Source organism: Bacillus sp. PS108 (assembly GCF_037963335.1).
In the GTDB taxonomy this organism is placed as follows: Bacteria; Bacillota; Bacilli; order Bacillales; family Bacillaceae; genus Bacillus; species Bacillus subtilis.
This window is the reverse complement of record NZ_CP150155.1, coordinates 289,290-302,998: the sequence shown is the minus strand read 5'-3', so window position 1 is coordinate 302,998 and position 13,709 is coordinate 289,290. Positions and strand designations below refer to the sequence as shown.

13 protein-coding genes are annotated in these 13,709 nt (G+C 44.5%); 5 read left to right on the top strand and 8 right to left on the bottom strand.

Annotated features, from left to right (window positions below; all coding sequences use genetic code 11):
• Positions 1 to 152: 152 nt before the first annotated feature.
• The 3 genes from NSQ16_RS01645 to rapJ form a co-directional block, all read right to left on the bottom strand.
• On the bottom strand, positions 153 to 1,838 hold the full coding sequence (locus tag NSQ16_RS01645; RefSeq protein ID WP_326145521.1) for an alpha-glucosidase: 1,686 nt from the start codon (positions 1,836 to 1,838) through the stop codon (positions 153 to 155).
• Between the two features lie 24 nt (positions 1,839 to 1,862).
• Positions 1,863 to 2,639, bottom strand: a complete 777-nt coding sequence (locus NSQ16_RS01640; RefSeq protein ID WP_029726977.1) for an SDR family oxidoreductase — start codon at positions 2,637 to 2,639, stop codon at positions 1,863 to 1,865.
• Positions 2,640 to 2,745: 106 nt separating this feature from the next.
• A complete protein-coding gene (gene rapJ / locus NSQ16_RS01635) occupies positions 2,746 to 3,867 on the bottom strand; it encodes a response regulator aspartate phosphatase RapJ (RefSeq protein ID WP_003246478.1) in 1,122 nt (373 codons plus the stop codon).
• Positions 3,868 to 3,989: 122 nt separating this feature from the next.
• Between rapJ and cwlK the strand changes: the two genes are divergently transcribed.
• Positions 3,990 to 4,493: a peptidoglycan L-alanyl-D-glutamate endopeptidase CwlK gene (gene cwlK / locus NSQ16_RS01630; protein ID WP_106074159.1), complete on the top strand. Its 504-nt coding sequence runs from the start codon at positions 3,990 to 3,992 to the stop codon at positions 4,491 to 4,493.
• A gap of 7 nt (positions 4,494 to 4,500) precedes the next feature.
• Here cwlK and NSQ16_RS01625 read toward each other — a convergent pair whose 3' ends face one another.
• A complete protein-coding gene (locus NSQ16_RS01625; RefSeq protein ID WP_129138221.1) occupies positions 4,501 to 5,862 on the bottom strand; it encodes a YcdB/YcdC domain-containing protein in 1,362 nt (453 codons plus the stop codon).
• 186 nt (positions 5,863 to 6,048) lie between these two features.
• Positions 6,049 to 7,467, bottom strand: a complete 1,419-nt coding sequence (locus NSQ16_RS01620; RefSeq protein ID WP_129138107.1) for a YcdB/YcdC domain-containing protein — start codon at positions 7,465 to 7,467, stop codon at positions 6,049 to 6,051.
• A gap of 173 nt (positions 7,468 to 7,640) precedes the next feature.
• Here NSQ16_RS01620 and NSQ16_RS01615 point away from each other — a divergent pair, with 173 nt between their 5' ends.
• Together NSQ16_RS01615 and NSQ16_RS01610 are read left to right on the top strand one after the other, a co-directional pair.
• On the top strand, positions 7,641 to 7,772 hold the full coding sequence (locus NSQ16_RS01615; protein ID WP_003246334.1) for a hypothetical protein: 132 nt from the start codon (positions 7,641 to 7,643) through the stop codon (positions 7,770 to 7,772).
• A 22-nt stretch (positions 7,773 to 7,794) separates the two neighbouring features.
• Positions 7,795 to 8,859, top strand: a complete 1,065-nt coding sequence (locus NSQ16_RS01610; RefSeq protein ID WP_003234750.1) for a DUF4352 domain-containing protein — start codon at positions 7,795 to 7,797, stop codon at positions 8,857 to 8,859.
• Between the two features lie 38 nt (positions 8,860 to 8,897).
• Here NSQ16_RS01610 and NSQ16_RS01605 read toward each other — a convergent pair whose 3' ends face one another.
• The 3 genes from NSQ16_RS01605 to natA form a co-directional block, all read right to left on the bottom strand.
• Positions 8,898 to 9,830, bottom strand: coding sequence for an aldo/keto reductase (locus NSQ16_RS01605; protein ID WP_088467508.1), 933 nt, complete (start codon positions 9,828 to 9,830; stop codon positions 8,898 to 8,900).
• A gap of 135 nt (positions 9,831 to 9,965) precedes the next feature.
• The gene (gene natB, locus NSQ16_RS01600) at positions 9,966 to 11,126 is read right to left on the bottom strand and encodes a sodium ABC transporter permease NatB (RefSeq protein WP_003234755.1); all 1,161 of its coding nucleotides are present in this window, start codon (positions 11,124 to 11,126) and stop codon (positions 9,966 to 9,968) included.
• A complete protein-coding gene (gene natA, locus NSQ16_RS01595; protein ID WP_230488371.1) occupies positions 11,127 to 11,867 on the bottom strand; it encodes a sodium ABC transporter ATP-binding protein NatA in 741 nt (246 codons plus the stop codon).
• A gap of 143 nt (positions 11,868 to 12,010) precedes the next feature.
• On the opposite strand from natA, the gene natR reads away from it, so the two are divergent.
• Positions 12,011 to 12,712 carry a two-component system response regulator NatR gene (gene natR, locus NSQ16_RS01590; protein ID WP_003234759.1) on the top strand — a complete coding sequence of 234 codons (702 nt, stop codon included), beginning with the start codon at positions 12,011 to 12,013 and terminating at the stop codon, positions 12,710 to 12,712.
• Positions 12,713 to 12,724: 12 nt separating this feature from the next.
• Positions 12,725 to 13,681, top strand: coding sequence for a two-component system sensor histidine kinase NatK (natK, locus tag NSQ16_RS01585; RefSeq protein WP_230488372.1), 957 nt, complete (start codon positions 12,725 to 12,727; stop codon positions 13,679 to 13,681).
• Positions 13,682 to 13,709 lie beyond the last annotated feature (28 nt).

Below are 13,709 nucleotides of genomic sequence, written 5' to 3'. Positions count from 1 at the left end.
AAAATGATAACGATTTTGTAATCCTATATCATAATAAACCGAAGTCATTACGTTTTGCAAGAATAAATTTCATTTTCATTTATTCTTCCCGCCTGCAGAGCGAATATATGTACTAAAAAAACCCGGCTAAGAATGCCGGGCTACTTCAATCATTAGTTTGTTTTGTCCAGAAGATAGACCCTGCTCTCATAAGGCCGGAACACCATTTCGTCAGCAAGATCATCGTTGTTATAATTGCTGAGAAGCAGAGAGGCCTGAGCTTTGCCGCAGTTCTTAGGCCACTGAAAAACAGCCTGCTCTTTTGAAAAATTATTGACCGACAAAAGCTGCTGTTTACTGTTTTCTCTCATGTATACAAACAACTGCGGATCATCCGGAAGCAAAAGATCAAAGCTCCCTTTCATGAGGTCAGCATACTGCTTTCTCAGGCTGATCAGCTTTTTGTAATAGATTAAGACAGAATCAGGATCTCCCTGCGCTTCCTCCACATTGATTGCGGTGAAGTTTGGGTTGACCTTCAGCCAAGGCGTGCCGTCAGTAAATCCGGCATTTTTGCCGCTGTTCCACTGCATCGGGGTCCGGGCGTGATCCCGGCTTTTGGCTAAGATCGATCTCATCACATCATTTGGATCATAGCCTTTTTCAAACACCCGTTTATGATACATATTGATCGTTTGGATATCTTTGTAGTCTTCAATCCGGGTGAACGGCGCGTTTGTCATCCCGATTTCTTCTCCCTGATAAATATACGGCGTGCCCTTCATAAAATAAAGTACGGTTGCCAGCATTTTCGCTGATGCTTTGCGGTATTCCCCATCGTCTCCGAATCTGGACACAATCCGGGGCTGGTCGTGGTTGCACCAAAACAATGTATTCCAGCCTTGATGTTCAAGCTTCTTTTGCCATTTTGTCAAAACCGATTTTAAATCAGAAAGCTCAAGGGGCTTCAAATCCCAATGTTCTTTTCCGGGCTGCTGATCAAGCTCCATATGCTGAAAGTGAAAAATCATATTCAGCTCATGCTTATCTGTTCCCGTATATTTCAGGCCTTCTTCCGGTGTGACACTGCCGACCTCTCCGACAGACATGACATCATATTGGGAAAACACTTCATCTGTCATTTCTTTTAAATAGTCATGGATTTGTTCGCCATTTGGCTGAAAAGGCTTCGGCTCTGCCTGCTGATTGATATAGTCCTCATACGAAGGAAGATATTCTTTCTTAGAAATGAGATGGAGCTGATCAATTCGCAAACCGTCGACCCCTTTATCGAGCCAAAATTTCATCATGTCATACACCGCCTGGCGAACTTCGGGATTTTCCCAGTTTAAATCAGCTTGTTTGACGGCATTCATATGGAGATAGTATTCTCCGGTGTGCTCTTCGTATTGCCAGACCGGGCATCCATAGTTTGAGAGCCAGTCCGTCGGCGGGCCGTTCTTTGTGCCGGGACGCCAATAATAATAGCTGCGGTATTTGCTGTTTTTGTCCAGCTCCGCTTCTTTAAACCACGGATGCTCGACCGAGGTGTGATTTAACACAAAGTCCATCACCAGCTTTAATCCCCGCTGATGCACCTGGTCCAGCAGCTCGTGAAAATCGTCCATTGTTCCGTAAGAATCCATAATCGCCTTATGGTTTGTCACATCATAGCCGTAATCAACATTCGGAGAAGGATAGATCGGGCAAATCCAAATCACATCTGCCCCGAGCTCCTTTATGTAGTCAAGACGGGAAATAATCCCCCGCAAGTCCCCAATTCCGTCTCCATTGCTGTCCTGAAAGCTTCTCGGGTAAATTTGGTACACCACTGCATCCTTCCACCAGTCCGTTTTCATCCCGCAATCCCCCTGTTTTGTCTTCTATTCAAGCTGAGACGGATAAAGTGTCATTCCGCCGTCGACGAAAAGTGTTGCGCCGGTCACATAGCTTGCTTCCTCAGATACGAGCCAAGCTGCTGCTGCCGCCACTTCTTCAGGCTTTCCGAAGGCCTTCATCGGGATTTTTTTCAATTGTTTTTGCCTGCTCTCTTCCTTTTTCGTATCAACATTTGATTCTGTGGCAATGGTGCCGGGCGCTATCGCATTGACGCGGATTCCCTTATCCGCATAATTGAGCGCCAGCGTTTCCGTCATCATCTTGATGCCGCCTTTGGATGTGGAATACTGAACGTTTACAGGGCGCGGAATCTGCTGGTGAACACTTGAGATATTCAGCACATTGCCCTTGATATTGTTTTTCATCATGTGGTTAAGTGCTGCTTTCGCTCCCAGAAAGGTTCCGGTAACATTGACATCAATCACTCTCTGCCAATCTTCAAGACTCATCTCATGCGGCATCGCCTCAACGCCGTTAAAACCAGAGTTGTTTACCATCACATCGAGCGTGCCGAAATGCTCTAAAGCTGTGTCCAAGAGCGCCTGAATCCCCTCTTCTTTTGACACGTCCGCCTCAACTGCGACGGCTTTCCCTCCGTTCTGTTTAATGATTTCCAGGGTTTCATCGGCTCCAGACGGGTCGCTGTGGTAGTTTACAACAACATTCATTCTCTCCTGTCCGAACCGTTCCGCAATGGCTTTCCCGATTCCTTTTGAAGACCCTGTCACAATCGCTGTTTTTCCGGTTAAATCTTTGTACATACTTGATATCCTCCTCTGTTTCTCACTATGCAGTGGAAAATACCCTGTTTTTCCGAGTTGAAAACAGCACAAAAAAAGCAGAGAACCTGTAGTTCTCTGCCATTTCCTATTGAAAACGCTGCTCGGCAAGCTTCTTTTTAATATTCATCAGCCTGCGGTAAAAGAAAGCGGCGGACTCGTAATGTTCCAGCTGATTGAAACGTTCCGCTGTATCATGCAGCAGATCTTCGGCGTCAGCAAGAAGCTGCCTGGATTCCAGCAGGTCAAAGCATTCTGTAAGCACGTTCAGGTCGCCGCTTCCAAGATACAGCTCATGAATGAGGCGGAATTTCGTCAAGTACATGTCATCCTCCCATTCAGCCGCGCTCTTTATCCCGCGGTCATACGCCTCTACTGCCTTGTCGTATTTTCCCTCTTTACAGTAGATATGGGTCAGTGAAAATACAGCTTGAACAGCTTGCTGAAAGTTGTGCTCCTCAAAAATGGCGGCGGCTGTTTTGAAATAGCCCTCCGCTTCTTTGTAATCACCCAGACTGTACTTACAGTGTCCGACATTATAATAGGCAGCGGCGATCATGTACGCTTCTTCAAGCTGCCTGGCATGTTCTAAAGCGCTGCACAAGTGGGTCAGTGCTTTTTCATGATGATACACATCGGTCAAATTTCCGGCGATGATAAATTCACACTGAACCCGGCGGCGACCGTACAGTTCATATTTCGTATAGATATCAAGCGCCTGGCTCGCATAATTCATGGAAAAATACGTTTGTTTGATGTGATAATACACTTCTGCGACTTTAAAAAGAAACTCAGCTTTTTCGATCTCATCCTCGACATACTCGAGCTTCTCCTCGGCATGTTTATAATGGTCAATCGCTAATATGAAATTTTTCTGCTTGAATTCGTACATTCCTCTGAAATAATAAAAGTAGTATTCCAGTAAGCCCGTGAGTTTTTGCTGATTGCTTTCAATTTCGTTCAGCATATCAGAGAACGGAGGCTTGGTGTCGCTGTCTTTCACCGGCATCAGCTTATCAAGCATGATTCGATGCCGGAATTCCATCAAAGAAAAATATAAAAGCAAGTCCTGGTTCTCTTCCATATCTTCTAAATCGTATTCAATCTCCTGCTTTAACGCTTCTGCTTGATCTGCTTCAAATGCGCGAATGAGCTTGTACCATTCATTCAGCTTTACTGCTACTTCTTCTGATGGAATCTTTGCTCTCATCGGTCTGCCTCCTTCCTCCTGCTACTATTTATGTTATATTTTATCATAGCTGTTCGCTTTTAGAGAGAGTCAATCACTTAAAAGCGTTAACATTCAGCACATCTTGAGAAAGTGAGACCGATATGAAGTTACCCGCAAAAACATTTGTTATCTTATGTATTCTATTTCTTCTAGATCTTTGTTTTAGTTATATTCGGCATGAATGGCATTCTCAAAACGCCTTGCAGGACATGCCTGTCCCCTCGGATCTTCATCCGATTGTGAAGCAGAATGCCGATGCACTCAAAGCCGCTGCAGCGAATAAAGGCATTACCGTCGTCATTACTGAAGGATTCAGGTCCTTTAAGGAACAAGATGAATTATATAAACAGGGACGTACAAAAAAAGGGAATATTGTCACCTATGCAAGAGGAGGGGAATCGTATCATAACTATGGTTTAGCGATTGATTTCGCCCTTCAAAAAAAGGATGGGAGCATCATATGGGATATGGAATATGACGGCAATCAAAACGGAAAATCAGATTGGCTGGAGGTTGTCGAGATCGCTAAGACACTCGGTTTTGAATGGGGCGGGGATTGGAAACGATTCAAGGACTACCCCCACTTGGAGATGATTCATAACTAGACACCCCTCACAGCCTTTTCTTTTTCCTTATGTGCGCATCAATATAGGAAGGGTAAACCGGCTTATAGACAAGTTTGTAGTGCTGGTCACTGCCTGCTGTAAAATCAGGCTGCCATTCCAGCTTCACATCAAAAGCGCCTAAAAACGCTTCTCTCGCTTCTTCAGCGGAAACATCCGGCCTGTGATTTATCGCTTCCAATTGTTCAGGTTCAATATCAGGCGCCATAAAAGCGTCAACCAACCCAGTTTCCGGATTGACAATGATGCGGGCAGCGCCGAACCGCAGCGGCACTCCTTTATACCAGACAGAAAAATGGTTGCGGACTCTCCCTCTTTCATCAATTCGGACGGGATTCACCCTGAAAAACTCAGCCGCTCTCGGATAGAGGGCATACAAAAATTGAAGCGCTATCTCTTGGCATTCTTCCGTGGAGCATTGGCGGTTGTTCTGCCGCTCCATAAAAGAAAGCGCTGCTTTTAATTTTCCGGTTCTTTTATCCGTCTTCATTTTGATTGTGTTTTTATTTCTCGTTTCAAAATAGCTTCCTATGCTTAAATCCTTACGCTCCGGCGCAGCGCCCCTGCGCCATGTGCTTCCAATTTGTTCTCCAAAGTCTCTTTCACTGACTTTCTGCATATCAGAGGTAAAACCCAGCAAGGCAAATATATCAACTTCTTCCTTGTTCTGAAGCGGCGGCAGTGGCGCCGTGTTTTCTATTCTTTCATCTGCGATATGCTGGTCGGGCACAATTTCGTCTACATCTGCGGGATAGCTGTATCCCGGGAGAATCGGTTCATAAACAAGCCTTGGTTCCTGTTCGCCATCAATGACATCGTACATCAGCTCAAAAGACATTGTGTTTAAGTAATGGGACACAACCTTCTCTTTTGCTACAAATTCCGTCGGAACTTCGGCTTTATGCCCTTCCCCGTAATATAGAAAGTGGACAATCTGACCGCTGCGTGTCATATCAATTAAAAAGCCGGAATTGGGAATCGGAAGCCCCAGCTCCATTTTGGTATAGACAAACCGGATGTGCTGCCCCCGTTCTTCCTTGCCTTGAAAATGAAAATTCATAAATGTGCCGGGATGATTGGCAGCGGCAAACTGAAGAGCCGTCAGCTTCAGCTCGGCATCTGGAAGTTGTTTGTCTGGTTCGGAGCGGACAGTTGTTGAAAAGGTGAGCAAAGCGCCGTCATTTCTAAGTTCAACTGTAATGTGCTTTTCCGGATCTTTAGGGTCCTTCCAGATAAAATATGCCTGCCCGTTCTTCTTTTGCTTTTGGTCGTAATCTTCTATCTCAAGCTCATAATGCGTCGGTACATTTCCGATCTCCTGCGCCTTCTTTTTCAGCTGTTTATTAACCAATGAAGTCATCCCTTTCAAAGAGTCTACGACAAAGAGAATCCTGTTTATTATATAAAAAGACCTTTCTTCTTTTAAAGTGAAGAAAGGTCCTTTTCTATTATTGTCATTGTTTTTCGAGATTCTTTCTGTTACTTTCATCACGCACTCTCTTCTATGCCTGAGGCAATTGCGTGACTTTTGGCTGTTTTACCATGAGCTGAAGACAGGCTCTCCTGTATGTGCATCGATAAAACGCGGATACACCGGCTTATAGACGAGCCGGTAGCTGTGTTCTTCATCATCTCCGTACTCTCTTTCCCAGCCAAGCTCAACTTTAAAATGCTGCCAAAAGATAGCCTTGGCTTGTTCAACTGAAATGGCCGGAATGGGATCAATGGCTGCCAGCTTATTTGGGTCAATATCCGGTCCCATATAAACAGTGATATCCCCTGTCTGGCGGCTGACACAAATTCTGATCTGCCCAAATCGGATCGGAACTCCGTGACAATGCGCTTCAAACGTAAAACCAGCGACTGCGTTTTCTTCTTCATCTTTTTCGTCGTATCTGATCCTAAAATATTGATCGGCATTCGGAAATAAAGCAAATAGAAAGCGAAGCGCGATTTTTTCACACTCTGCCAAGGTTACTGTCAGCGGCCCTTTTTTCTCCATAAATGACATGACGCCTTCGAGTTTTCCGGTTTCTTTGTTATAGATGGTTTTCAGCACTTGATGAGTCCGTCCCTTAAACCAGCTGTCCATGCTTTTATCCGCCGGCTGATACACAGGGTCATCCGGATTCCGCCAAACGATTCCAATTCTCCCATCTCCCAAATCCGCTTCCCGCTCTTTGACAAACCCATTTTCAATACCAATCATGCTGTCAGGATCGGCCTTTTCGCGGATGCCCTCGAATAAAGGGAGAGGAAAGCTCTCCGGCTCCCTGTAATCATCGTCATCATCAACTGCTTGTTCTTCTTGAACCAAATCCGCAGGTACGGTAATCGCCCTACATTCAGGCTCGTACACCAAATGCGGCTGATCATCTCCGTTTTTGTAAACAGAACGATGGAGAACCTGAAACAAAAGGTCGAACTCCACGTCCTTCTTGATAAAGGCAAGTGCCTCTTCAACATCCGCGACCCGCTTTGGCTTGATGATGCTGCCCGCTTCGCCGTAATAACGGAAGTAAACAATCTCACCTGATAAGGAAACATCAGCCATAAATCCGCTCATGGGGAGAGGAAGCCCAGCCTCCATTTGAACATATGAAAATCTCACTTTATCGCCGTATGCACGGTCATTTTCTTCACGAACAAAGGCAGAGAGTGCCCCCGGATGATGAGTCTCGACAAATTGGCGCATGATATCCTCTAGTTTCTCCTCAGACAGCCTTTCTCCGCTTTCAGGCTCAATATCACGGGAAAGGGATTCCAGCTCTCCGTCCGGTCCAAGCTCCACGATAATGCCGGTATTCTCATCCTGAGGATCTGCCCAACAAAAATGAGCTCTTTTATCATCACCGCCATAATCTTCAATTTCCAGTTTTAAGTGTGTCGGCACCCGGCCGATTTCCAGTGCTTTTTGTTTCAGTCCCTCTTTCTTCACAAAGGCGGCCCCTTTCATCCTTCTTAAGTTCCCTCCAACTAATCAAAAAGTAATAGTCTAAAATACACAGTTTTCTGAGTTTACCAGTTTTACCAGAACATTTTTCACCAAAAATAGGATGATGAACCTATTCAATATAAAAGCTAATAACCTTAAAATTAATTCCGTTGTAACTTTTTATAGGTCCATTCATGACAAAGGAGGGCGGAGTTTCCAGAAAATCCGGTGAGAACCGTGAGAAAAGAACTGATTTTTTTGGTTATATGATGCTAATCCATTCAAAAAGATCCATTTCTCAAAGACAAAAGACTCCCCTTTCCTAAACCATTTGAGGAGGAAAAATGAATGTTTCAGAAAAAAACGTACGCTGTTTTCCTAATTCTTCTGCTGATGATGTTTACAGCTGCTTGTTCCGGCAGCAAAACAAGCGCGGAGAAGAAAGAATCAGAAACAGAAAAAAGCTCAGATATAGCTCAAGTCAAAATCAAGGATGTCTCTTACACACTTCCGTCTAAATATGATAAGTCCACTTCAGATGACCAGCTCGTGTTAAAAGTCAATGTCGCGGTGAAAAACACAGGAAAAGACCCGCTGAATGTAGACAGTATGGATTTCACATTGTATCAAGGTGATACCAAAATGTCTGACACAGACCCTGAAGACTATAGCGAAAAGCTTCAAGGCAGCACCATTAACGCTGACAAATCCGTTGAAGGAAATCTTTTCTTCGTTGTAGATAAAGGCAAGCAATACGAGCTTAACTATACGCCGGAATCTTACGGTGATAAAAAGCCAAAATCAGTTACTTTTAAAATTGACGGAAAAGACAAAAAAATCCTGGCGACGGCAGATAAGCTCCAAGATTCTGCAAAAGCGTTATCAGCTTATGTTGATGTCCTTCTTTTCGGCAAAGATAACGCCGATTTCGAAAAAATCACCGGCGCTAACAAAAATGAAATTGTAAATGATTTCAATGAATCAGCCAAAGACGGTTATCTCTCAGCTTCCGGCCTTTCCAGCACATATGCGGACAGCAAAGCGCTTGATAATATCGTGAACGGCATTAAAGAGGGATTAAGCAAAAACTCTTCCATTCAAGCAAAAACGACTTCAATCTCTAAAGACGAAGCAATTGTTGAAGCCACAGTTAAACCTGTAGATGCATCTTCTCTTTCAGACCGTATCGAAGACAAAGTGAAAGACTACTACAGTAAAAACTCTAGTGCCAGCTATGAAGAGGCAGTGAAATACGCGCTTCAAGTCTACCCTGAGGAATTTAAAAAGCTTGGACCTGCTTCATCTGAAAAAACAGTCGAAGTAAAAATGAAGAAAAATGACATCGACCAATGGCAGCTTGATATGGATGATTACAGAGCAGCAGAATTAGTCGAAGCATTCATCAAAGAATAAAACACCAAAAGGAAATAGCCATGACGGCTATTTCCTTTTTATTTAAAAATGTCGCTGATGAAATTCACTTCATCTTCGGTGAGTTCAATGTTCAAGGTTTTCAGGTTATCCTGTAATTGCTCAGGTCGTTTAGCTCCTGGAATAATGGCATCAATCGCCGGTCTCGTTAACAGCCACGCCAAGGCGACATGTGCCGTATCCACTTGTTTTTCCTCCGCTACTGCTTTCAGCTTATCTACTTTTTTGAGATTGTGGATAAACGTTTCACCCTGAAATTGAGGTTTATCCTTTCTGAAATCATCAAAGACTGTGTCTCGCGTGAATTTTCCTGTCAGCAGTCCGGACGCAAGCGGAAAGTAAGGAATAAAGGAGATGCCTTGTTTTTCACAGTATGGAAGAAGCTCTTTCTCGGCATCACGCTGTATGAGAGAATATTCGGCCTGGAAGACCTCCAAATAGCCATCAGCATTAAAATCCTGCAATTGCTGATAATCGAGGTTCGAAGCGCCGATTGCTTTGATTTTCCCCTCATCCTTCAGCTCTTTCAAAGTGCCCGCCACTTCAGCGAGAGGTGTTTTTCCATCCGGAAAGTGAACATAATACAAATCAATATAATCTGTTTTCAGCCGCTTCAGGCTCTTCTCGACCTCGCTGCGAAGAAACTCCCGGCTATTGTCTAATTCAATGCTGCCGTCCACTTCTTTATGAGCTCCTTTGGTGGAGATGATGAGCTCATTCCGCACGCCGCGTTCCTGTACGACTTCGCCGATTAATTCTTCAGATCTCCCCAATCCATATATAAAGGCGGTATCGATAAAATTGACGCCGCCATCCAATGCCGTGCGCACTAAATCCTTCCCTGTTTCATCATTTAGATTTGGAAATAGATTATGCCCGCCGACCGCATTCGCGCCGAATCCGATCCGCTTCACCTTCAGCTTCGTTTTGCCGAGTGTACGTGTTTGATCCATTGTTCCTTCTCCTTTGAAACCAATTTTGATGAAAAATAGTGCAGGGTCACTTTTTGTATTAGATATCCTTTTTCTATTTTCCTTCTTTTTTCAGGATATACAAAAAGGAGAAAGTGTATTTCTCCTTTCGCAAGTTTATTTTGGGAGAACCCATTTGTCTTTCAGGAAGCAGGCTCTGGCTAGTAAAAAGAAGATGGCGATGAGCACGGCGATGGTTCCTGACGTAGACAAAATGGCAGCCGGGTCAACCATCCCGAATAAAAGCTGTTTAAATAACGCATGCAGGTTCAGAAACGGGATGAGAAAGTATGATAAGTCAAATTGGTTCGGTGCCTTGCTGAAGATGAAAAACATCGGGAACACAGGCAGAAAGACGACGAGAGACATATAACTTTGCGCTTCTTTTACCGAGCTGGACATGATGCTGATGAAAAGCTCCATCGCAGATATCAGCAATGCAGAGAGCACAATGATTAAGGCTGAAGCGCCGATTACACTCCACATATGATCTCCCAGCTGGAAGGCCGTTTTTAAATTTTCGGTAAATAACACAGTGGACAAAATCAAAAACACCAAAGCAAATACACCTGAAGCCACGCCAAAAGTGGAAACCGCAAGCCACTTGCCGACCAGCACTTTGTTTCTGCTGACTGGCGTTAATAGCAGCGCCTCGATTGACTTTCGGTCCTTTTCACCGGCCATGATATCAAGAGCGATCGGCATTGCGCCGGAAACAATGGAAGTCAGAATCAGCATGGGCAGAATGGCGGAAAGCATAATAGCGGAAGTCCCTTTCTCCTCATCCGCTTCCTTTTGCTGAATTGTAAACGGCTGGATCACCGATTGATCAATATGCTTATTTGTTAAACGTTGCTGCACAATTTCATTTTTGTACTGATCTAAGGCAGACTGCACAAGCTGCATGGCATTTGACGACCCTTGATCGATTGAATTGCCGTAAACATCAACCTTAAAAGGTGTCATGCTGTTGACATATGAGTCGAACTCTTTCGGGACGTTCAGATAGGCATCTGCTTTTCCTTCATCAACTGCCTCTTCAGGCTTTGCAAATGTTTTTACGCTGATTTCGTCAATCTCATTAAGCTTGCTTTCCAGTGCGGGCGGAAGCGAATGGCCGACAGCCAGCGTGTACTGCTCCCCTTTGTCGGACAGCATGCTTTCATAAAAAAAGACAAGTCCAAGCATCATAATCATCGGCACTAAGATTGTGAGTAATATCGTTTTTCTGTCGCGCAAAGCGTCGATCATTTCTTTTTTATAAATATGGCTCAGCATTTAAGAAATCCCCCTGACAAGCTTAGACATAAAGATGTAATTCAAATCCTCACTGCGCTCGCTCTCGTATAGTGATTTAAGCGCCCCTCGGTAAATCACCTCTCCGCTGTGAATCATGATGACACTGTCACAGAGCGCCTGCACTTCCTCCATAATGTGGCTGGAGAAAAGAATCGTTTTTTGTTCTCTTTTCAGCTGCTGTATAAATTCGCGGAAGATGTTGCTTGACGTAATATCAAGCCCAGTTGTCGGCTCATCAAATAAAATGATGTCCGGATCGTGAATCAGCGCTCTGGCAATGGCGACTTTCTGCCTCATCCCTTTCGAAAACCCGCCCACTCTCCGGTTCATATAATCGCGCATGCCGAACCGTTTCGATAAATCTTCTATTCTTGCTTTGATCTCGTGGCGGTTCAGCCCATACAGCCTGCCGAAGTATTGGAGATTTTCTTTAGCGGTCATCCTGTCGTAAAGCCCGGTTTCTCCTCCGAATAAGACACCGATTCTTTGTTTGACCTCAGCCGGCTGCTTGACCGTGTCAAAGCCGTCTACTGTGATTACACCCTGTGATGGTTCAAGCAAGGAAGCAATCATTCTCAGCATCGTCGTTTTGCCGGCACCGTTTTCTCCGAGAATGCCGACGACTTCTCCTTTTTCAATTGTTAAGCTTACATCTCGCACCGCTTTGACTACTTTTTTCTTATCCTGAAACCTGCGGCTGCAATCGGTCAGTGTAATCATGTCACAATCTCCCTTATCTTTATTTCTAGTAATGACTATATACGAAAAGCTGGATTAGTTGGATAAAGTTGTCGCGAAGAGTTCTTTTTATGTCGCGAAATGGGATAGAATAAAGATGATTCTATGTAACTAGGGGAATGATAATGGTAAAAGTCGGACTTGTAGATGATTATCGAGTAGATTTAGAGAAGCTGGAAGCGATCGTGTCCAGAATGCAGGACGTCGAAATTGTCTTTTCCACCGATTCAGCGAAGGAAGCCTACAGGCGGGTAAAGAACGGAGACATTGATCTTCTGCTTGCCGATATCGAGATGCCCCATATGTCTGGCTACGAGCTTGCTGATTTGATCAAATCCCATTCACTTGATGTGGATGTGATTTTTGTTACCGGTCACGGCGGTTATGCGGTTCACGCCTTTGACCTAAATGTCCATGATTATATTATGAAGCCGTACTATGCCGACCGTCTGGCCGCTTCCTTCGACCGCTACTTGAAAAAGAAAACGGAAACGAGTTTGAATGGGCGTATATTGATAAAGCAAAAGTCTGAAATGCACGTCCTGCAAAAGAAGGATATTATTTTCGCAGAACGGACGGGACGTTCGACGACGATTGTGACAACCGCCGAAGAGGTGCAAACGTATCAAACATTAAATGATATTAAAGGCGACCTGCCCGAAAAAGATTTTCTTCGTTCGCATCGTTCCTTTATTATCAACATTCATTACATAAAGCATTTTTCCGCTTATACCAAGCATTCATTCACAGTTTCCTTTGAGGGAACGTCTAAAAAAGCGATGATCACCAAGCAGCAGCTTGATTATTTTCAAAACTACTACTTTTGAGGAGTTCAGAACGTGATTACCCTTTTTCAATGTCTTTATCTGGTTTTATTTAGTTTCATATGTTATCAGGGAGCTGCTGCTTTTTCACACAGCACAGCCGTCTCTTGGCTCACCGCTGTTTTAGGCGCAGCTGCTGCAGGATTGTACATTTGGAATACGAAGCGGGTGTGGAAACACTGTTCCTCAGGGCTTTGTGCATGGATTGCCGTGATTCAAGTGATGTCGGCGGGAGTGGTGCTGATCGGCACAGACATCATGCAGGCATTATGTGTAATCGCGATATTTGCAGGGTGTGAAGGGCTCCGTATCGGACAGTCTGCTTTACAGGCAAGGCTTTCTGATCAAATTGATAAGCTGACTCAAGCTGAACAGCACGCCAATCAAATGCTGATTGATGTCAGAAGCCGGAATCATGACACAATGAAACATATCACTGCAATCAAATCAGCTCAGCCCAAGGCAGATACACAAGCATATATTCAAAACTGGGCGGATCAATTCAGTCAATATGACCGTTTTTTGAAAGGAGAGAACGCGTACGTTGCAGGGGTGCTTTATGATTTTTTAGAAAAAGCCCGCGCCTCGAATGTGAGTGTTTCGCTGCATATGCATACACCGCTTTCTTCCCTTCCGTTTTCGCCTGCTGATCAGGTCAGCTTGGTCGGCAACATATTAGAAAATGCGCTCGACAGCGCAGCGGAGACCCGAGAAAAAGCAGAGATTAAACTGGAGACTTCACTGCGCAGCGGACTTTATGTACTGACTTGTGAAAACAGCACTCCCGGGATGGACCCAAAAGTGCTCGATACAATTTATCAAGCGTTTGGCTGCTCAACGAAAAACGGCGCTCATGAAGGCATGGGCACATATATCATTCAAAAACTGGTGAAGGGCGCTTTTGGCAGGCTGGATTTTACCTACCGCCACCCCATCTTCCGGTTAGAAATCAAAATTCCGTTTCAGAAATAAAAAAACCTTGAAAAGCCCGGCTTTTCAA